The 20,657-nt window shown below is 49.7% G+C and carries 18 protein-coding genes; 7 read left to right on the forward strand and 11 right to left on the reverse strand.

Annotated features, from left to right (window positions below):
• From BIT28_RS27965 to dinG, 10 genes are all read right to left on the reverse strand, one after another.
• On the reverse strand, window positions 1-3,129 hold the full coding sequence (locus tag BIT28_RS27965; protein ID WP_075768255.1) for an efflux RND transporter permease subunit: 3,129 nt from the start codon (window positions 3,127-3,129) through the stop codon (window positions 1-3).
• On the reverse strand, window positions 3,126-4,709 hold the full coding sequence (locus BIT28_RS27970) for an efflux RND transporter periplasmic adaptor subunit (protein WP_075768256.1): 1,584 nt from the start codon (window positions 4,707-4,709) through the stop codon (window positions 3,126-3,128). Before BIT28_RS27970 ends, BIT28_RS27965 begins: the two co-directional genes overlap by 4 nt.
• 8 nt (window positions 4,710-4,717) lie before the next feature.
• Window positions 4,718-6,016: a TolC family protein gene (locus tag BIT28_RS27975; protein WP_075768257.1), complete on the reverse strand. Its 1,299-nt coding sequence runs from the start codon at window positions 6,014-6,016 to the stop codon at window positions 4,718-4,720.
• Window positions 6,017-6,128: 112 nt separating this feature from the next.
• On the reverse strand, window positions 6,129-6,548 hold the full coding sequence (locus BIT28_RS27980; RefSeq protein WP_139310530.1) for a hypothetical protein: 420 nt from the start codon (window positions 6,546-6,548) through the stop codon (window positions 6,129-6,131).
• Between the two features lie 158 nt (window positions 6,549-6,706).
• Window positions 6,707-7,924, reverse strand: coding sequence for a hypothetical protein (locus tag BIT28_RS27985; protein ID WP_075768259.1), 1,218 nt, complete (start codon window positions 7,922-7,924; stop codon window positions 6,707-6,709).
• A 327-nt stretch (window positions 7,925-8,251) separates the two neighbouring features.
• Window positions 8,252-8,422, reverse strand: a complete 171-nt coding sequence (rsmS, locus tag BIT28_RS27990) for a pleiotropic regulatory protein RsmS (protein ID WP_075768260.1) — start codon at window positions 8,420-8,422, stop codon at window positions 8,252-8,254.
• A gap of 91 nt (window positions 8,423-8,513) precedes the next feature.
• Window positions 8,514-9,434, reverse strand: a complete 921-nt coding sequence (locus BIT28_RS27995; protein ID WP_075768261.1) for a histone deacetylase family protein — start codon at window positions 9,432-9,434, stop codon at window positions 8,514-8,516.
• A gap of 3 nt (window positions 9,435-9,437) precedes the next feature.
• The gene (locus BIT28_RS28000) at window positions 9,438-9,989 is read right to left on the reverse strand and encodes a primosomal replication protein (RefSeq protein ID WP_075768262.1); all 552 of its coding nucleotides are present in this window, start codon (window positions 9,987-9,989) and stop codon (window positions 9,438-9,440) included.
• Window positions 9,990-10,003: 14 nt separating this feature from the next.
• On the reverse strand, window positions 10,004-10,777 hold the full coding sequence (locus tag BIT28_RS28005) for a sulfite exporter TauE/SafE family protein (protein WP_075768263.1): 774 nt from the start codon (window positions 10,775-10,777) through the stop codon (window positions 10,004-10,006).
• 28 nt (window positions 10,778-10,805) lie between these two features.
• On the reverse strand, window positions 10,806-12,884 hold the full coding sequence (gene dinG / locus BIT28_RS28010; protein ID WP_075768264.1) for an ATP-dependent DNA helicase DinG: 2,079 nt from the start codon (window positions 12,882-12,884) through the stop codon (window positions 10,806-10,808).
• A gap of 535 nt (window positions 12,885-13,419) precedes the next feature.
• Here dinG and BIT28_RS28015 point away from each other — a divergent pair.
• Together BIT28_RS28015 and BIT28_RS28020 are read left to right on the forward strand one after the other, a co-directional pair.
• Window positions 13,420-14,397, forward strand: coding sequence for a porin (locus BIT28_RS28015; protein ID WP_075768265.1), 978 nt, complete (start codon window positions 13,420-13,422; stop codon window positions 14,395-14,397).
• 90 nt (window positions 14,398-14,487) lie between these two features.
• Window positions 14,488-15,126 (forward strand): YccT family protein, encoded by a 639-nt coding sequence (locus tag BIT28_RS28020; protein WP_075768266.1) that lies wholly within the window; start codon window positions 14,488-14,490, stop codon window positions 15,124-15,126.
• Between the two features lie 110 nt (window positions 15,127-15,236).
• Here BIT28_RS28020 and BIT28_RS28025 read toward each other — a convergent pair whose 3' ends face one another.
• Window positions 15,237-15,602 (reverse strand): conjugal transfer protein TraR, encoded by a 366-nt coding sequence (locus tag BIT28_RS28025; RefSeq protein ID WP_075768267.1) that lies wholly within the window; start codon window positions 15,600-15,602, stop codon window positions 15,237-15,239.
• A gap of 398 nt (window positions 15,603-16,000) precedes the next feature.
• Between BIT28_RS28025 and BIT28_RS28030 the strand changes: the two genes are divergently transcribed.
• From BIT28_RS28030 to recR, 5 genes are all read left to right on the forward strand, one after another.
• Window positions 16,001-16,408, forward strand: a complete 408-nt coding sequence (locus BIT28_RS28030; RefSeq protein WP_075768268.1) for a YbaN family protein — start codon at window positions 16,001-16,003, stop codon at window positions 16,406-16,408.
• Between the two features lie 201 nt (window positions 16,409-16,609).
• Window positions 16,610-17,155 carry an adenine phosphoribosyltransferase gene (gene apt, locus BIT28_RS28035; RefSeq protein ID WP_075768269.1) on the forward strand — a complete coding sequence of 182 codons (546 nt, stop codon included), beginning with the start codon at window positions 16,610-16,612 and terminating at the stop codon, window positions 17,153-17,155.
• Between the two features lie 114 nt (window positions 17,156-17,269).
• The gene (gene dnaX, locus BIT28_RS28040; RefSeq protein ID WP_075768270.1) at window positions 17,270-19,543 is read left to right on the forward strand and encodes a DNA polymerase III subunit gamma/tau; all 2,274 of its coding nucleotides are present in this window, start codon (window positions 17,270-17,272) and stop codon (window positions 19,541-19,543) included.
• Between the two features lie 64 nt (window positions 19,544-19,607).
• A complete protein-coding gene (locus tag BIT28_RS28045) occupies window positions 19,608-19,937 on the forward strand; it encodes a YbaB/EbfC family nucleoid-associated protein (RefSeq protein WP_075768271.1) in 330 nt (109 codons plus the stop codon).
• A 3-nt stretch (window positions 19,938-19,940) separates the two neighbouring features.
• Window positions 19,941-20,543: a recombination mediator RecR gene (recR, locus tag BIT28_RS28050; protein ID WP_075768272.1), complete on the forward strand. Its 603-nt coding sequence runs from the start codon at window positions 19,941-19,943 to the stop codon at window positions 20,541-20,543.
• Window positions 20,544-20,657: the final 114 nt, after the last annotated feature.

Raw genomic sequence — 20,657 nt, forward strand, 5'->3', positions numbered from 1 at the left:
TTATTGTTTTAGCTGGTGGCTGGCTTCTGTCCAGAGCTTGAACACCGCGGGCAGGACAACCAAGGTCAGCAGCAGGGCAGACGCCATACCGCCAATCATCGGGGCGGCAATACGCTGCATGACTTCAGAACCGGTACCCGAGCCGTACATAATCGGGATCAGGCCGATGATCACTGTTGCTACCGTCATCATGACGGGGCGAACACGCAGCCCGGCACCTTCCTTGATCGCTTCAGTGAGATCGGCCTTGGTCAGGGGGGTCTGCTGATGCTCGCGCTCAAGCTGTCTGAATGTCCACGCCTGGTTGAGGTACACCAGCATGATCACTCCGATCTCTACCGCAACCCCGGCCAAGGCAATGAAACCGACACCGACGGCAATCGAGAAGTTATAGCCGAGTATTTCCATTAGCCAGAGGCCGCCAACCATAGCAAGGGGCAAGGTGCCCATGATCATCAGTACTTCTCCGGCGCGTCGGAAGCTCATGTAGAGCAGCATCATGATGATGGCGATAGTGGCAGGCACAACGGCGCTCAATCTGGCCTTTGCGCGCTCCATATATTCATACTGACCGGACCAAGTGAGTGAATAGCCTGCTGGCAAGTTCAACTCCTGAGCGACTTTTTGCTGGGCATCCTGGACATAGGAGCCGAGATCCCGGCCGTCAATATCGATGAATACCCAACCGTTAGGACGGGCATTTTCGGTTTTGATCATCGGCGGGCCGTCTTCAAAACGGACATCAGCAACATCGGCCAGCGCAATACGTGCCCCGTTCGGTGTGACCAGCGGCAGGTTTTGCAGTTTGACCAGCGAGTCGCGGTAGCTTTGCGGGTAGCGAACATTAATCGGATAGCGCTCCAGGCCTTCAACCGACTCACCGACGTTCATTCCCCCGATGGCGGTGCTGATCACCTGCTGGATGTCCTTGATACTCAAGCCGTAGCGTGCTGCTTCACGGCGTTTAATATCCATGGTGATATAACGTCCGCCGGCAACACGTTCGGCATAGACGGAGGCTGTACCTTCCACTCCTTCCAATACCGTTTCGAGCTGGGTACCGATGGCTTCTATCTGCTTGAGCTCAGGGCCGGCAATCTTGACGCCGATAGGGGTCTTAATCCCTGTCGCCAGCATATCGATGCGAGTTTTTATCGGCATTACCCAGGCGTTGGTCAGGCCCGGGAACTGGATGAGCTGGTCCAGCTCCCGGCGAAGGCTGTCGTTCGTCACACCTGCTCGCCACTCATCTTTCGGTTTAAATTGAATGATGGTTTCGATCATGGTCAGCGGGGCGGGATCGGTAGCAGTATTGGCCCGGCCAATTTTACCCCAGACCGTTTTGACCTCCGGAATGGTTTTGATCATTTTGTCGGTTTGTTGCAACAGCTCACGGGCTTTACCGATGGAAATGCCCGGATAGGTCGTCGGCATATACATGAGATCACCTTCGTCCAGCGGCGGAATGAACTCACTGCCCATTTTTTGTATCGGGTAATAGGCAGAGGCCATTAATGCGATAGCCATGACGATAATGGTTTTCGGGAATCGCATACTGAGGTTAAGTAACGGACGATACAGGCCGATAACAGCCCGGTTTACCGGGTTTTTATGTTCAGGCAGTACCTTGCCGCGGATAAAGTAGCCCATCAGCACAGGTACCAGGGTGATGGCCAGTCCCGCCGACGCTGCCATGGCATACGTTTTGGTGAAGGCCAACGGCGAGAACATTTTGCCTTCCTGGCCTTCGAGGGCAAAGACAGGCACAAAACTCAAGGTGATAATGATCAGCGAGAAAAACAACGGGGTGCCGACTTCTTCTGCTGCTTTTCCGATCACCTGCCAGCGATTTTTATCCGTCAGTGGGGTACGTTCGAGATGCTTGTGAACGTTTTCGATCATCACGATAGCACCGTCGACCATGGCACCGATGGCGATGGCAATGCCTCCGAGCGACATGATATTGGCGTTGATGCCCTGCCAGTGCATCACGATAAAGGCACTAAGAATGCCTATCGGCAGGCTGATCATGACCACCAGTGACGAGCGGAAGTGGAACAGGAAGAGGGCACAGACCAGTGCCACCACAATGAACTCTTCCAGCAGTTTCTCGTACAGGTTGTCGACGGCACGGTCAATCAGGCTTGAGCGGTCGTAGGTCGGTACTATTTCTACCCCTTCTGGCAGGCTACGCTGAAGTTCTGTCAGTTTGGCTTTGACGTTCTCGATTACTTCCCTGGCGTTTTCGCCAAATCGCATCACGATCACGCCGCCAACCGCTTCCCCCTTGCCGTTAAGCTCTGAGATCCCGCGGCGCATTTGCGGACCGAGGTTAATATCAGCAATGTCTCCCAGTAGCAGCGGTGTTCCCTTGGCGGTGACTTTGAGCGGCAGATTTTTTAGGTCTTTGATATCGGAAACATAGCCTGTAGCCCGAACCATATGCTCGGCTTCAGCCACTTCGACAACTGATGCGCCGGCTTCCTGGTTACCTGCCTGAATCGCCATGTTGATTTGCTGCAAGGTCAGGTTGTAGGCGCGTAGCTTGGCCGGATCAATTTGTACCTGGTACTGCTTGACCATACCGCCGACGGTGGTGATCTCCGAGACTCCATCAACGGTTTGCAGTTCGTACTTCAGGAACCAGTCTTGCAGGCTGGTTAGCTCACTGAGATCGTGCTGCCCGGTTGTGTCGGTGAGAACATAGCTGAAGATCCAGCCCACCCCGGTTGCATCTGGCCCCAGGGTTGGCTTGGCGCTCGGTGGCAGATTTGGTGCCACCTGGCTGAGATATTCCAGTACCCGCGAGCGCGCCCAGTACATGTCAGTTTCATCATTGAAAATGATGTAGACATAGGAGTCGCCGAAGAAGGAATAGCCCCGGACCGTTTCAGCGCCCGGTACCGCCAGCATGGCCGTCGTCAGAGGGTAGGTGACCTGATCTTCGACGACCTGGGGAGCCTGTCCCGGATAGCTGGTCTTGATAATAACCTGTACATCAGACAAGTCAGGAATGGCATCAATAGGCGTTTTTTTGACACTATATAGGCCAGCGGCGACCAGAAAGACCGTGGCTATTAGGACCAGAAAGCGGTTTGCAATCGACCAGCGGATTATCGCTCCAATCATTGTGCACCTGCCTTAGTGCCTAGTTCCAGTTTGCTATGATCCATTTCGCCGTGGTTCATCTTGCTGTGGTCCATAGTGCTGTGATCCATGGTGTTATGATCAAGGTTATTATTGGACTGGGCAGCAATAACCTGACTGACGACAAATTGGCCATCACTACTTTTTTCAAGAATGAAGTCTACCGACTGGCCATTTTTCAATTGACTCAGGTTGCTGCTGTCGCCGACGGTGAAGTCCATTGTCATCGCAGGCCAGCTCCATTGCTCGATAGGAGCATGCTCTATGGTTAGCATCTTGTGGCTAGCCATGACGTTGCGGATCACACCAGTAGCGTTGACGATTCTCTGATCGGTTTCTGCTGGCTGAGTGCCTGCAATCCGGCTTAGATCGGCGCTCTGGCTCGATTCGGAATCCAGCATGAAGTGCGCCGAGGTCACTACGATGTCTTGGGCTGTCAGCCCCTTAAGCACTTCGACCATACCACCTGCGACACGGCCGGTTTCTATCCGGGCAGAGCGGTATTTACCCTCTCCGAGAGCCAGTACAACGCGGGTCATATTGCCTGTGCGGATCACGGCTTGATCCGGTACCGCAATAACAGTGTCGTTGCTACGAGGTACCATGGTCAGGCTCGCAAACATATTGGGCTTGAGTTCGCCATCTGGGTTGGGAAATTTGAGTCGAACCCGCAGGGTACGGGTTTGGGGATCCAGGATGGGATAGACATAGTCTACTTCCCCCAGCCATTGCTTGCCCGGCAAGGCATCAATGTTCATGTCGGCATAGGTACCGGACTTGATCCAATGGGCCTGACGCTCGAAGATTTCCGCATCGACCCAGACATTATCGAGTGAGCCGCCACTGATTACGGTTTGCTGTGGTGATAGATAGGCACCGTTTCGAACGCTCAGTGTGGCTATCACACCATTAGCCGGGGCTTTGATTGCAATGTTTCTTTTGGCTTTTCCACGGCGCAAGACTTCATTGATCTGGCTGTTATCGACACCGAGCGAAGCGAGGCGCTCTTTGGCCCCTTTGACCAGAACGGCTTTGCCAATCCGTTTGGCATTGAGCAACTCTTCCTGAGCGCGAACCAGATCCGGGGAGTAGACCTCAAACAGGACATCGCCTTTATTTACCTTCTCGCCAATGGCATCCACATTGAGCTTTTGGATCCAGCCGCTGATCCGGCTGTTGATCTGCCATAGTTGGCTTTCGTCGAAGGAAACATAACCGACTGTATCAATCTTTGGTTCGAGGTTTTGTATGCTAACTTGTGTCGTTTTGACGCCAAGGCTGTTTTCCACGGCCGGAGAGATGGATACTGTGCCGGCTTGCTCCTTGTTTCCTCCAGCCAGATCTTCTTCATACACCGGGATCAAATCCATCCCCATTGGTGATTTTCCGGGCTTGTCCCGTTTGTAGTTGGGATCCATAGGCGCAACCCAATACAGGGGCTCGTTGCTGCTGGTACTGGTGGCCGCTTGCTCTCCAACCGAATGTGTTTCGGTAGCGATGTAGTAGCCCAGGGCGCTGCCGACTGCGAGTGCCAGTACGGCAATAGTGAGTGATTGTTTCATTCTTATTCCTAAAATTTATTCAGCATGTAGGCAAGGTTGCTATTAGCCAGTTGCAGATCGGCATTGAGACGTGCCTGTTCCAGTTCAATCGTCAGCTCATCACTGGCGGCCCGGATATACTCATCGAGTTGATTGGTGTTGTTCTGGTAGCCTCGTTCGATGGCACGGGTTTTCTCTTTGGCCTGACGCAGCAGCGAGTCTTGGTAGCGGGCTAAACGCTGCTCGATATTGCTGCGGTCTATGAGCAATGCCGCGACTTTGGCGTTCATTTGCTGGAGCATTAAATCGCGCTGTGATTTGGCGGCTCCTAGCTGGTGCTGGGCGGAAGATAGTTTTTTATCCTGTCGCTTGTCGGTAAAGAGCGGTATATCCAGAGTCAGAAATGCACTGACCAGATCTGAAGCTGGCTTGCCGTTCATGCCATTTGCCTGTCGATAGCCGTACATGACTTCTATCCCGAACTGCGGCTGGTAAGCCTCGTGCGCAATATCAACGCCGGTTTCGGCGCTCTCGATTAATTGATCAACCATGCGTACTGATGGGTGGACAGCCAGTACCTGATAGCTATCTGATGGCGCCGTTGCGAGATAGGCATTTAAGCTCGTCCATTGCGGATAGCTGTCGGCTTTTACTGTTGATGCCTGCTGACCTAACCATTCAGAGAGTTGGGCACGAAGCCGTTGCTGCATCTGTTCATTGGCCTGGAGCTTTTCATCCACTCGGCTGATCTGTAATTGCGCCTGGATAATGTCCTGAGCCTGATTAGCCCCGACCCCATAGTTGGTACCGAGAAAGTGTTCCAGCTCGGTAAACAGGGTTCGGTTCTGGCGTAGAAGCTGATGGGCTTGTTGTAGATAGGCCAGTTCTATCCATTGAGTTGTGATGGCATTTTTAATATCCAGTTCACGTACCCCCATTTTCTCGCGCAGGCTATCTGCCTGCTGCGTACTTTGCTGTTGCTTTAGAGCCAGGGTGTCGCCGCGGCCAAACTGCTGCATCAGTCCGACAGACACATTGGTCATCGGGTCATCATCGAAATCAAAGGTGTCAACGGGTAATCCGCCGACACCGACCTTGAGTTTGGGATCCATCCACTGGCCGGAGGCGATCCCCATATCAGTCATTGCATCGGCCTGATACTGGAGTTGTTGTTTACCGGGATCGTGTGTAATAGCCCAGTCAATGAGGCTACTTAGTTCCGGGTCTGCGTTTACCGGATTTGCAATTACCGGGTTTGCAATTAAATAGGGGGTCCATGACGCAAATAGCGCCATGCCCAATACACGGGGCAGTATGCGTTTGTGCATAAATACATCCACTACAAAAAGTCAGAATTGATTCGCGAGCTAACCGGCTGCCATTGGTGATATAACACCTAAAATGGGGCTGAAAGCTGCGAGTTAGATTTGCGGTAGGTATTTATACGATCGGTGGACGGAACAGGGTTTCTGTCCGCGAGACTGGGTAGGCTGAAGAAAGTTGTGGAATCAAGAGACTGCTAGTTAAGCCGGAAGAAGTCTCACTGCCTATTGGCAGGTAGTTGCTGTAAGGCTGACAGTGGGTCATATCGCAGTCAGAGCATGGCGAAGCAGTTGAATCTGGGGTAGAACAACACTCGGGCTGCGATTCTGAAAGCGAGTGGAGTGCCTGATGGCAGTCACTACCAGCATTATGAGCGCTGGTTTTAGTTGGCTGCGGGTGAGATATCAGAGATACCGAAGGTGCTGTCACCATGTTCATCTGATGAACAGACATACCCAATACTGGTTTAGTGATCAGGCTGATCATCAGAACCAGAATAAGTGCTAGCAAATTGTATGTGCCAATGCGGTATGTCATTGCAACCATTACGATGAAATTGATGTTTCGTTGAAAACTGTAAACCCTTCCCTTAGGGGAAGGTCAAGATTCATTATAGTTAATATTATAGATATAAAGAAAAAACGCCCCGTCGTGAGAGGGGGCGTTTCATATAGAAGAACTAAGACGATGTTGGCTTAGCTTGCTTCATTGGTTGTGGTAGTGGTTTCCGTAGTGTCGGCTTCAGTGGTAACCGTTGCACTTTTCACTGGTGTTGCATTTTCAGCTGTTGCTGCTGGCGCCTGCTTGGTTGCAAGAAGCTGGGCTGATAGCTTGGCTACTTCTTTTTCAAGCTGAGCGGTACGGGCTTTCTCATCGATTAGCTCACTGCGGACTTTCTGCTGGGCAAGCATCGTTTTCTGCTCGTCACGCAGGTTGTCTTTGATGTACTGGACAAGGTTTTTACCTTGTTTGCTGATTGCCTGGTCACGCATGTCTTCAGCACCAAGAGCAAGGGTGATTTCAAGCAAAATTTTCTCGTAGCTCAATACATGGCGCTCGTAGTCTTTCTCCGGCATTGCTTTTAGTTTCTTCACTACGGTTGCAATTTGCTGAGCATGGTTGAGTGAGAACATAGCTTCATCGGCTTTGTCGATGATTTTCGCTGTCGAGCGCGGCTCTGCGGCAATGAAAGCTTCGGCAGCTGTTACTGCGGCAGCTGCACGGGCCAGTGTTTCGGGTGCATGCATGCCTACTTTTGCGGTTTTCAGGCGTTTCAGCTCTTTTTGCGCATCAGACAAGTAGATGCGAGTGACTGTTTTGACTTCCAGCGCGCGCTGCTTTCGTACTAGCTCTGGCTGGGCATTGATAGCCTTGTCGGTATCTTCGTTGGCTACATAGTCAACAAGCTTTTTCAGATTCTGCTCAAGCTGTTTGGCTGTTTTTGGATAGTATTTCGCAGCATTGATGGTCGCTAGCTGCTCTCGGTAACCAAAGGCATCTTCTAATACAATCAATACTTCGCCACGAATGGATTCAGCCTTGTTGATGTGCGCGTTAAATTTGGCGATGCCTTCTTCAGTAGCCTGAAGGTTGGTTTTTGAGCTAAAGAAGCCGCTACTGCTGTTTGCTTCGGATGGATCAAGCTCAAATTCGGCATAATATTCCTTGGCCTCGGCCAGCGCTATTTTCGCATCTCGAACTTGAATGGAAGCAAACCAATCCAGATCCGCCTGATAAGAAGACTCAAGTGTTTTTTCCGCCAAATCAATTGATTGCTTCACTGCATCAATTTGTATTGCCGTTTGAGACTGGTTGGTGTCCAAAGGGAGGCTAGCCGTTGAATCTGAGTCGGATGCACAGCCTGACAGTGCAATTGCTGCGGCAAGTGCAGCCACTTTAAATTCCCTCTTCATGAGATACTCCTTGGCGGTGAATTTAAAAACAAAAAGTAGATAGAGTTTTAATAATAATATAAGCAGCTAGTATTCTAGATATATTTATACGTAAATTAAATCGCATACCTCTAATATATGATTATATTTTTATTAAAGTCAAAGATGGCTATTTAATTGACAGATTAATAATTAAAACTGTCAATTTTATGACGGCTTGGGGTGGCTAGGGTATACGCCAACAGGATTTAAGGGAAGGCAGCAGCCTGAAGGTCAGGCTGCGGGTGGAAATCACACTCTGCGCTCTATACATGGCTAATAAAATAGTAAGCGCGTGGGTGTTAGAGGCTATTGGCCTTTATTTATTTTTTTTTTGAGATCTTGAGCCACAATTTCTAACGCCGATAATGCAACCTCAGGCGGTATTTCATTCGTTTCAAGTAAGTAAATAAGATCCACTGCCAGTTTAATATCTGCTGGAGCTTCCTCGAGTGATGACGGTGAATTATCGTTTGTCATTATTGCTTTCTCTCTTAATTTAGAGTTATATACCCAAACTACCTCAAGATGCTTGTTTCAGCGAGAATTGAGTACAGTTAATTCAACAATGTTACCCTGAATGATAGACTTTTCTTGCGGCATGAACTAACTGGGCGTGCAGTTCGACCAGTTGCTGATGATCTTGCCGGTATCCGCCACCGACGACTGCGGCAATAGGTATATCGGCTTTCTGGCAACGGCTGAGTACCAGATGATCACGGCGGAAGATGCCATCAAGGCAGACATCAAAATAGCCCAGCTCATCATGCTGGTGGATATCGACACCGGCATCATAAATGATGAAATCAGGTTGGTGCTGGGCCAGAGCCAAATTCAAGATAGATTCGAAAGTCTCTAGGTATTCGGTGGTTGTCGTGTGTTTTGGCAATGCCAAGTCGATATCGGAGGCAGGCTTGCGCGCCGGGAAATTTTTATCACAGTGAACGGAGAACGTAATGATGTTGTCATCGTCGCGGAGCAGGGTGGCCGTACCGTCGCCCTGATGGACATCACAGTCGATAACCATCACCTTGTCGATATTATCGAGGGTAAGGGCGTGTCTGGCCGCAAATGCCAGATCGTTGACCAGACAAAAACCACTGCCAAAATCATGATGCGCATGGTGATAGCCGCCACTGAGGTGGATACCAATCCCATACTGACTGGCCAGATCGACAGCCATTTTGGTACCGGCGGTAGACGTTAATGTTCGCTTGACCAGCTGCTGGCTCCATGGGAAACCAATACGGCGCATTTTCGCTGCGGGTAGAGTGTTGCCAAACAACGCTTCAATATAGTCGGGGTGATGGAGCGCTTTCAGTTCATCGACACCAATTGCTTCTGGCTGGCAGAACAGGATCTCGTTGTCTTGATCGAGTTTCATTTCGTCAATCAGGTACTGATACAGGCGGCGATACTTCGAGATGGGGTAACGGTGGCCGTCCGGTAGCTCAAGCTCTGAATAGATAGGGTGATAGACCAAGGGCAGCATCTGTTATCCTTTCCGTTCCCGAAGGCTGATATCTTTTTCAATTTTGGCAAGGGCCGTCCGGCAGCGTGTCAGTCTACCTTCAAGCGCTAAAATTTCTTTTTGCAGTTTTTGCTGGTCCGTGATCGTTGTACAGCGGCTTAGCAGCATTTCCTTGTCTCTTTGCATCGCTGCAAGCCGTCGCTCCCAATCTTGGTGCTGGGCTAAATCCTGATACATTTCATGAATAGGGCGCCGCCAGCCCCGGTTGCGCTTGGGTTCGTTTTTACGGACTTGCACTGTGGCGAGTTCACGCTGGATAGCCTGAATTTGAGCGACGACTTTTTCACAGATGTGCTGGGTCCGTGATGCCAGTAATTTGCCGGTTTTTCGCTCGTTTCTCAGTGCGGTAATTTCACTGCGCACTTCTGTTACACAAGGGGTCAGTAGTTTACTGCGACAGAAAAACAGCTGTTCATCAAATAGAGGGCGTTGTGCCTCGCCCCGCTTACGATCAATTTGCGCAGCGTCTTGTGCCAGTTGTTCCAGTATATCTTCTAACCGTTTAAGATCAGGCATAATCCCTTCCTGTTCTAGAGCCAGGCTTGCCAGGCAAGCTTGACAGCCAGCACAATAACAACGGTGACGAACACCGGACGAATAAATTTGGCTCCAAACCGAATAGCTGAATGTGCGCCGATATAGGCCCCTAGCATTAAGCATACGCCCATTGTCAGGCCGAGTGCGAAATTAATATGACCAAGAATGGCAAAGGTTACCAGCGAGGTTAGGTTGCTGGTGAAGTTCATAGCCTTGGACAGTCCGGATGCCATTAGGATATCGAGCCGATAGAGCGCCATGTTGGAGACGGTCCAGAAGGCTCCGGTTCCCGGCCCGGCCACGCCATCATAAAAGCCAAGCGTGGTGCCCTGGATCCATTGTTTCTTGGTCAGCTTTTTACATGGCGTAGGGAGGCGATGAGAATTTCCCTTCGGGTGCGGGTGCCAGATGGTGTAGATCGCGACGGTCAGAATGATCAGCGGCAGAACTTTTTCCAGCCAGGCAGTGCTGATGAGATCCACAACCAGAGTACCGCTGATTGCACCGATTAGGGTCGCGACAAACGACATCCGCCAAAAAGCCGGCGAGAATAACTGTTTTTTATAATACGTCCAGGCTGCGGTTGATGAAGCAAAGGTCGCTGCCAGTTTATTGGTTCCCAACGCGATATGCGGGGGCAGGCCGATTGAGAGCAGAGCGGGAACAGTCAGCATTCCTCCTCCTCCGGCTACGGCATCAATAAATCCGGCAGCTAGCGCTACAAGACCAAGTATGATGAGCATACTTGGTTCAATCATTTCTATCATTAATCGTTATTCTTGGTTTAAGTGTTGTTTAAGCGTATTCAATGACACGTTTAAAAGGCGGTAATGAATCAAGCAGTGCCTTACCGTAGCGACGGCTGATTACCCGGCGGTCGAGCAGCACGACTCTACCAGAATCCTCTTCTTTGCGCAGTAGGCGTCCTGCTGATTGGATCAGTTTTTTACTGGCCTCCGGTACCGAGATTTGCAGGAAGGGATTGCCACCCCGGCTTTCAATATACTCGGCATGGGCCTCTTCTACCGGTGAAGTCGGAACGGCGAAGGGGATTTTGGTAATAATTAAATTGGTAAGTAAATCTCCAGGTAAATCAAGACCTTCAGAAAAGCTGCCGGTACCGAAAAGAATGCTGGATTTACCTTTTTGGCAGTTTTCTTTATGTTTTTTTAGGGTGAGGTTTCTTGATTCCTCACCTTGTATCAATAGCTCCCACTTGTTTTTCTTCATCAGTGGCCGTAATGCTTCCGCAACCTTGTTCATCTGCCAATATGACGAGAACAGCACCAGGCTGGCCTTTTCGCCTTCGAGATATTCCGGCAGGGTTTTGATTAAGAGATCGGTGAACTTGTCGGCCTGCGGTTCAAGCGACATGGCCGGAATGACCAGACGGGCATTGTTCTGGTAGTCAAACGGTGAAGCCAGTGCCAGAAAGCGTGTGCTCTCTTTCTCAAAGATACCTGCTTGGCGACAGAAGTAGTCAAATTGGTTCAATGCCCTGAGGGTGGCTGACACTAAAATGGAACCGGCTGCGCGGCTCCAAAGCAGCTGATCCAGCCGATAGCCGACTTCGAGCGGGGAAACTTCAATGATATAGTCTCCCTCGCGATCGGGGTTTTTCTCTATCCAGCGGGCTAACGGGGCACCCTTGTCCTTGTTGGGTTGGGCCATCAGGGACCAGACTTTCTCCAGGTTTTCCAGCCGCTGTAAGTAAAACCCGGACTCGGCAAGTGCCTGCTCTCCCAGCCTGGGAAGTATCTCGTTGTCCTTGGTTCGCTCGGCGATAAGGTCATGGATTTTTCCTAGTGACTGTAATGCCTTCTTGCTGGCTTCTTTGCAGCTTTTCGCTTCCTCGACTAGCCAACTGGGAAGTTCACCGTGTTCAAATCGATAAATGCCGTCCTGGTTAAACTGGGCCGGGTCGATATTGGCCGCAATTTGCCTTAGTGACGGTATCAAATGGCTGATGGTTTCATTGAGGTTGGTTTGGAAACGCCCCGATTTCTTATAATCCGCCAGCTCAGCCAGTTTGCCTACAGATTGGTTGAGTTTCTCCAGCCAGTTGGCCGCACCTTTGAGGCTGGCTGCTGCCGAGGAGAAGTCTCTGGCCACTTGAGGTAGGTGATGGGCTTCATCAATGACATAAATGGTTTGCTCGGGCTCTGGCAGGATAATACCGCCGCCAAGCTCGATATCGGCCATCAGCAATGCATGGTTGGCCACAATGACATCGGCTTTTTCAAGGTGTTCGCGAGCCTTGGCAAATGGGCAGCTGCGGTGCTTGGGGAGCCCGGCATGGCAACTGTGCTTGTCAGCGACGATTTGTTGCCAGACGCGATCAGGAACAGCCGTTGGCCAGCTGTCACGGTCACCGTCCCATTTCCGCGTTTCAACTGCTTTCAGCATCCGCTTCAAAAGTTCTAAATCTGACTTTTTAGGTTTTTCTTCCCACAGCGCAACCTGTTGATCAGTATCGGTAATACAGCATGCTTCTAGCTTATGGGTACAGCAGTATCGTTGCCTGCCCTTGGCTAGGATAAAGCTGAACTCTTTAGGAAAAATTTGATTAAACAGTGGTAGATCTTTGTTGATGAGCTGTTCCTGAAGTGCCACCGTTGCGGTTGAGATCAGTATTTTCTTGTTATTGAACAGCGCAAAAGGGATACCGCCCAACAGATATGACAGAGATTTACCGATCCCTGTACCGGCTTCTGCTACCAGCATACGGTGTTTGGGGTGGTATTCGCCTGCCAGTGTTTTGGCTATTTCAGCAACCAGATAATTCTGTGCGCGTCTGGGAATAAAGTTATCTAGCTGGGCTCCCAGGTTCTCATAGCATTGTTTGATATCACTTTTTATCTGGCTGTGTAACATAACTGAAACTTAATAAGGACAGGGAGTGGCATTATAGCACGAACCTCTAAATGTGAGCGGTAACGTGTTCTGAACAAATTTATAAAAAAATGAGATCTTAGTCACGAAATAAGATTGAACCTAAACTGAACGGCTTAGCTAGTTGTTTATAAACAAGGGATTAACCACCTAACATGACTCTGTTTAGTGTTTTGTCCTGCTCAGTGTGGTTTTTTTATTGTTTTTAGGTTTTTTGTGTTGTTTTTTGTTTGGCGTGAAAAAATGGCAAGACCGTGTTGTGGTGCATATCGATGATGGATAAATAGTCAGTGTTGATGGTAAGTTTTTGATTTTGTTGTTTTTTGAGTTTTTTTGATGTTCTTTTTAGATGATTTGACACAGGGATAAATGTTCTGTCAGGATGAGCCCACAAGTTACTTACCTTCGGTTTTTATCTTTCTTTATGTTATGAGGGGATTAGAAGCCGGAGGAATATAAAGAAAAGGAATTCTGAAAACAGGAATTCCAGTCTAAATAAGAAAAGGCAGTGGATATCATGAAAAAGACACTTCTAGCACTATCAGTACTAGCAGCTGGTTCTGCGCAAGCAGGCATCAACCTATATGACGCAGATGGCGTTCTAGTTGACCTTTCAGCAGCAGCTGAAGTTCAGTACCTTCAGCCAATCCAGAAAGATACTTCAAATGCTGATGCTGGTTTTCACTTAGATGATGGTGACCTAGCACTGAACACAACTATTGCAGTTACTGACTCGCTAAACGCTGTTGGTGGTATTGCGTTTGCGTTCGAGAAAAGCGAAACAACTAACGATGAACTATGGGTTGGTCTTGGCGGTGATTTCGGTACGCTAACTTTCGGTCGTCAGCTACTACTCACTGATGATGCAGGCGTTGGTAAAGATTACGAACTAGGTTTCGAGCAGCTAGATTTCCTAGCTGGTACTGAAGGTTCTGAAACTATCAAGTACGTATTTGACAACGGTCAGTTCTACTTTGGTCTTTCTCACGACCTTGATGCAGATGCAGATAGCCTTGATGACGCTAAATCTGACTTCCTAAACACTAACGGTACTATCACTGATGGTCGCCTAGGTGCACGTTTCAACGACTTCGATGTTCGCGCTTACTACTACACTGCAGAAAGCTCAGATTTGGCTGATGCTGCAGATCAGTTCGAAGTTGATGGCTTCAACCTTGAAGGTGAGTACGTAATGGGTGCATTTGCATTTTCTGCTTCTTACGGTAACGTAGAGCAGAAGAAAGCTGGTGTAACGACTGTTGATGTTGACCTGATTGAACTTGCTGGTTCATACACTATGGGCAAAAACACCTTTGCTCTAGGTTATAACCGTGCAGACGACTCTGCTGATGATGATACAGTTGACAACATCTATGCTAACGTAACTCACAAACTACACAGCAACGTGAAAGTATATGGTGAGCTTGGTTGGGCTGATGCTGATAAATCTGACCTAGATGTAGGTTACCTAGTTGGTATGGAAGTACTATTCTAAGGTTGACTTAATCTAAGAATATAAAAAGCCGCCTTTTAGGCGGCTTTTTGTTATCTTAAAGCGTGAGTTTAAATTGAAGTAGGGAAAGAAATGAAAAAGTTAGTCGCTGCTGCGTTGTTGGTATTGCCGTTTAGCCTTCAGGCTGCCACGTTGTCAACGGGTCCAAATATTGAGCTTTTAGTTATCGATGGCAAGAAAGTCGATTCCTCATTTTGGTCTCAGACTGAAAGTGTCGACTTGGCACCAGGTAAGCATCAGGTTGTTGTTCGTTTTGATGGTGAGTTAAAAAGTGGCTCGAAATCCAAAATGTATACTACACGCCCTTATCTGTTTGAACTGAACGTGCCGGATGAAAACGCAACAATCGTGCTTCCACTCCTGACAAGCTTAACTCAGGCTAAATCGCATTTTGAGCGAGGTCCCGAATGGCAGCTGGAGCTAGAAAGCGGTGCTATGCGGACTTTGGAATACGTTGAACTACAGGGTAAAGGTTTTGCTGCCTTCAGTAATATGGAAAAACTGGTTGCCGACTACAACCGCCAGCATGGGATCACTTTTGAGCAAGGTTATGCCGTTGATCTTGAGAAAGCGACAGTCGAAGTGAGTGAGCAGGGCGAAGTGACGATCTCAGGTGATGCTTTGGCACAGTTGAAACTCTGGTACAGCAAGGCTGATGCAGAAGAAAAAGCTGCCTTCTATCAGTGGGCAAAAGCACAAGATGCGCAGTGAGCGCTAACTGTTTATCGCTAGCTAGCGCAACGTATAGCTAGCTAAGCTGATTGCGGGATGACGAGCCAACCGCCTTTGGTGGCTGTTATGTTCTATCCCGCCAATTTAAGTTACTGATCATGGTGATAGCGGCTATGGGCGCGGCATGAGTGACATCGCGGCTGAGCCGGGTCAGCCTGAAGTTCTTCGAGTTCAATTTCTTCCTCACAGTCTACACACAGCCCATACATGCCCAGTTTGATTGAGCAGACGGCAGCATCGACTTTTTCCATTTTCATCGCCAAATCAAACAGGTTTGGAATGAATGAGGATTTTGCCATCACGATAAGCTCATTGAGATCGGCCTGCTCAATGGCTGTCGCCGAAGGGACAAGAGTATTTAGCAGCATTTCATGCTTAAGCTCTTTGGCTAACTGAGTATGTTCCTGCTCCAAATGCTCTATTAGCTGTTGGTAAGTGCGCTCTGACGTTGTCATATCTCGGTATTATGTTTATAAGTGATAAATTTAGTCTAAGACGGTTTGATAGTTTGATTGTGATTTGAATCAAACCTTTATAGAGTAATGGACAGAATAACCCTAATTTCCATCGGTTTTTGTCGCTTTCCTGATCCGCTATAGTGACTTTCGCTCAAGATCGGCGGCCAAAGAAGCTGCGGACAACAAGCAAGTCAGCTATATATACTCTATAAAGGAAGCGTACCATGGAACACGGTTTTAAAGACCCGTATAGTTTTAAATATTTTGTTGGTTTTCTCGTTGCACTGGCACTGCCAACACTACCGGCAAGTTTAACCTGGTTGGGAATATTGAGCCTATAGTATCAGTTACTGGTACATTGGTTGGTATTCTATCCTGACCGGTAAGGAAGGGGGATGAAAAACATCATTAAACGAGCCATCTTGTTAAGTGTTGGCTGGTTGTGTGTTGTTCTCGGTGTCTTGGGCATTTTTCTGCCTTTGCTGCCGACGACCCCTTTTTTGCTGCTGGCCAGCGCCTGTTTTATGCGTGGCTCGCCCCGCCTCAGCCGCTGGCTCCATCAACATCCGTACTTCGGTCCGGTTCTGCAAAACTGGCATGATAACAGAGCCGTCTCAAGAACGGTCAAGCGTCGGGCTAATATCACCATAGTGCTCAGCTTTTCCCTGTCTGTTTATCTGGTGCCCTTGTTATGGCATAAGGTGATGCTGATGGGGATGGCTACTTTGTTGCTGGTTTGGTTCAACCGGTTGCCGGTGGTAGACAATTCACGTTTTTCAAATGCGTCTGTGGGTAATAAGTAAGTCGTTGCTGACGAGCCCTGCGAGATGTAAACGATATCTATTGATTCATGACAAAGAACCCTTGGTATTAGTTGCTCCCGCCTGTGAAAATCAATACTATTTGCTCCGGAATTTATTTGCCTGCTGCCGAGGTTTGTCCCTGCGCCAGGCTTTTTAATAAGCGCTACAGCACTTGCGTAAGATGGTGCACGGAAAACGATTATGACTCAAGAAAAACTAGCTTTGATCAAGCGTAGCATTAAATCTATCCCGGACTACCCGAAGCCAGGTATTTTGTTCCGGGATATTACCAGCTTGATGGAAGACCCAGCAGCTTATAGTGCAACGATGCAAGTGCTGATCGAGCAGTACAAAAACAAAGGTATTACGAAAGTCATCGGTACTGAGGCGCGCGGCTTTTTGTTCGGTGCCCCGCTGGCGCTAGAGCTGGGTGTCGGCTTTGTGCCAGTTCGCAAGCCTGGCAAGCTGCCTCGTGAGGTGATCGGTGAAAGCTATGAGCTTGAATACGGTCAGGACACGCTAGAGATCCATGTCGATGCGATTAGCGAAGGTGATAAGGTACTGTTGGTTGATGATTTGCTGGCTACCGGCGGCACCATTGAAGCGACAACCAAGCTGGTTCGCCGTTTGGGCGGTGTGGTTGAAGATGCCGCATTTGTGATCAATCTGCCTGAGCTGGGTGGCGCAGAACGTTTGGAAGGCATTGGCCTTAACGTATACAGCATCTGTGACTTTGACGGTCACTAATCCCTGTAGCCAGTATCAATCTGGCTAATCATTGGGCGCTCGCCGTGGCGCCCTCTCGCTCAAAAATCCTCCCTGTGCTAGCATTGAGTTCTTGATTCTGTAAGGTTAGTAAACATGAGTTATCAGGTTCTGGCACGGAAATGGCGACCGCATCAATTTGAGGATGTTGTCGGCCAGTCCCATGTCCTGACGGCATTGGCCAATGCACTTGCCCATAACCGTCTTCACCACGCCTACTTGTTCAGCGGTACCCGCGGGGTGGGTAAAACGAGCATTGCCCGTATATTTGCCAAAGGCCTGAACTGTGAGCAGGGGGTGACATCCACGCCGTGCGGCCAGTGCGAGACCTGTCGTGAGATCGACGAAGGCCGTTTTGTCGATTTGCTGGAGATCGATGCGGCATCACGGACCAAAGTCGAAGACACCCGTGAACTGCTTGATAACGTTCAGTACAAACCTGCCCGTGGCCGTTTCAAGGTTTATCTGATTGACGAAGTGCACATGCTCTCTCGTCACAGCTTTAATGCATTACTGAAAACCCTTGAAGAGCCGCCGGAATACGTCAAGTTTATCTTAGCTACAACCGATCCCCAGAAGTTGCCGGTGACGATTTTGTCGCGCTGCCTGCAGTTTCACCTAAAGCATTTAGATAATGCCCAAATTCAGTCTCAATTGGAGAAAGTGCTGACTGAAGAGCAGGTGGAGCATGAGCCTAGGGCGTTGAGCTTGCTGGCCCGAGCTGCAGAAGGCAGTATGCGTGATGCGCTCAGCCTTACCGATCAGGCGATAGCCCTGGGTAATGGCCAGGTTCAGGCTGAATCTGTTTCGGCTATGCTGGGCACGCTAAACACTGAGCAGGCGCTGTACTTGCTCGAAGCCATGGCGCAGGGTGAAGCACAGTCTGCGATGGCATGCCTGGAAGAACTGGCGGGTGTCGGTGTCGAATGGGATAGCCTATTAAGCGAACTAGCAGCCCAGTTGCACCGTGTTGCTATGTACCAGGCATTGCCAGCGTCGTTGGATGATAGCGCGCCCGATGCCGAGCGTGTTATTGCGCTAAGCAAACACGTATCGCCGCAGGAAGTGCAACTGTGCTATCAGATTGCCTTGCAGGGGCGCCAGGATCTGGCCTATGCACCTGACGGCCGTACGGGGCTGGAAATGGTGCTGTTGAGAATGCTGGCGTTCCGTCCGCTTTCAGGTCAGGGGAATAGCGCTCAGCCGATTCATGTGCCAACGACAGAGCCTGTTACGCAGCCCCAGAGAGCGCCACAAGGCCAGCAGGGAATGCAACGGGTGCAGGCTCTGAAGGCGCAGATGAGCGGTGGGCAATCACCGGTCCAGTCGCAACCAGTAGCTCCGGTCCAGCAACCGCCACAGCGTAATGCTGTACAGTCTGCGCCGCAAGAGCAGATCCCCCCGTATCCGCAGGATAGCTATCCTCAGGGCGGAAACCCACAAGGCAACCCAGTGCAAAACGGCCAGTCGCAGAATAGTTACCCGCAACAGGGGAATTCTCAGCTATCAACGGCTGTACCTCAGCATGCTCCGCAAGGCTATGATGCTGCTATGCAAGAGCCTCGGCAAGAGTCGCGTCAGGAAAGGCCTTCTTCGCAACAGCAGGCTGCTGCTCAGCCACAGCCGTCATCGGCAGCAACAGGGTTGCTGGCAGCAAGGAACAAGCTGAGAAGCAAGAGCAAGCGCGGCCATGAGGATCTTCCCGCTGCAAAAAAGACTGAATCGGCGCCAGCTAAAAAAGTCGCAACCAATGTGCTAGACCGAATTGCTACCAAGCACAAGGGTCAGCCAGCTCCGTCTGTCGGAGCATCCGCGATGCCAGCGCCGGGAGCTGCCGAGAAACCGGTGGGCAAGTCGGATGAAGAATACCGATGGAAGCCAATGGCTCAGCCAGAGCCTGAAGCGGTAAAGCAGGAAGTGGCACCTGCGACACTGAAGCGCGCGCTAGAGCATGAAAAAACGCCAGAGATGGCGAAATTGCTTGTCAAAGAAGCGGCAAATCAGGATAGTTGGTCAGATTTAGTGACTAAGCTAAATGTAGGGCGAATGGTCCAGCAATTAGCATTAAATTCAGCGTTTGAGCAACACGATCAGCAAGTGACTTTGTTCTTACGCCAGTCTCAACGACATTTAGATAGCCCTAAGGCCAGAGAGCAGTTGGCGCAGGCTATCGGTGAATTGCTTGGTATGGAAATCGAATTATCGATTGAACTCGGTGAGAAAGGGTGTTCGCCGCTAGAGTGGCGAGAAGGGCTCTATCACCAGAAGCTTGATCAGGCAAAGCAAAGTTTAATGAGTGATCCTAATGTGAACTTTATCTGCCAGCGCTTTGCTGCTGTACTTGATGAAGAGAGTATTAGGCCACTGTAATACAGTCGTTTTGTATTACGCTATAGCAAAATGAATTTCAACCAGACCAATAGAGAGAGAGTATATGTTTGGTAAAGGTGGTATGGGCAACATGATGAAGCAGGCGCAGCAAATGCAAGAGCGCATGCAAAAGATGCAAGAAGAAATTGCAAACATGGAAGTCACTGGCGAGTCTGGTGCTGGCCTGGTAAAAGTGACTCTGACTGGTAGCCACAGTGTGCGTCGCGTTGAGCTGGATGAAAGCTTGATGGAAGACGATAAAGATATGTTGGAAGATTTGATCGCTGCAGCATTTAACGATGCAGCGCGCCGTATCGAAGAAGCACAGAAAGAGAAAATGGCAAGCGTAACAGGCGGTATGAACCTACCTGCCGGCTTCAAGATGCCATTCTAATCAATGCGCACCAGTCAATTACTGGAACAACTGATGGAGGCCTTGCGTTGTCTGCCTGGGGTTGGCCCCAAGTCGGCTCAGCGTATGGCCTTCAGTTTGTTGCAGCGTAATCGTCAGGGTGGGTTGCAGCTGGCAGATGCCCTGAGTAAGGCGATGACGGAAATTGGTCACTGCCAGAGCTGTCGTACCTTTACGGAAGAGGATGTGTGTGCGATTTGTGCCAACCCTCGTCGTCAGGAGAACGGGCAGATCTGTGTGGTTGAAAGCCCGGCGGATATTGTTGCCGTTGAATCAACGGGGCAGTTTTCGGGGCGTTATTTCGTGCTGATGGGGCATTTATCCCCGCTTGACGGTATCGGTCCGTCAGATATTGGCCTCGATACCTTGGAATTTCGCTTGCAGAACGAGCAGATATCAGAGCTTATCCTGGCGACGAATCCGACGGTCGAGGGCGAGGCAACGGCGCACTATATTGCAGAGCTGTGCAGTGAGTACTCGATCCCAGCTACCCGTATTGCACACGGTGTTCCGGTCGGCGGCGAGCTAGAGCTTGTTGACGGGACGACATTGTCACACTCCATTGCCGGACGACATAAGCTCTATTAGTCGGTTTGGCTGATTTGATAATTGTCTGAACTTGATAAATACCAACTTACAGGCTAAATCTGGAGTTGGTATTTTTTTATCTGTCCTCAACGGTACCAATCCCATTTATTCACT

The organism is Photobacterium proteolyticum (assembly GCF_001939735.1).
Lineage (GTDB): Bacteria > Pseudomonadota > Gammaproteobacteria > Enterobacterales > Vibrionaceae > Photobacterium > Photobacterium proteolyticum.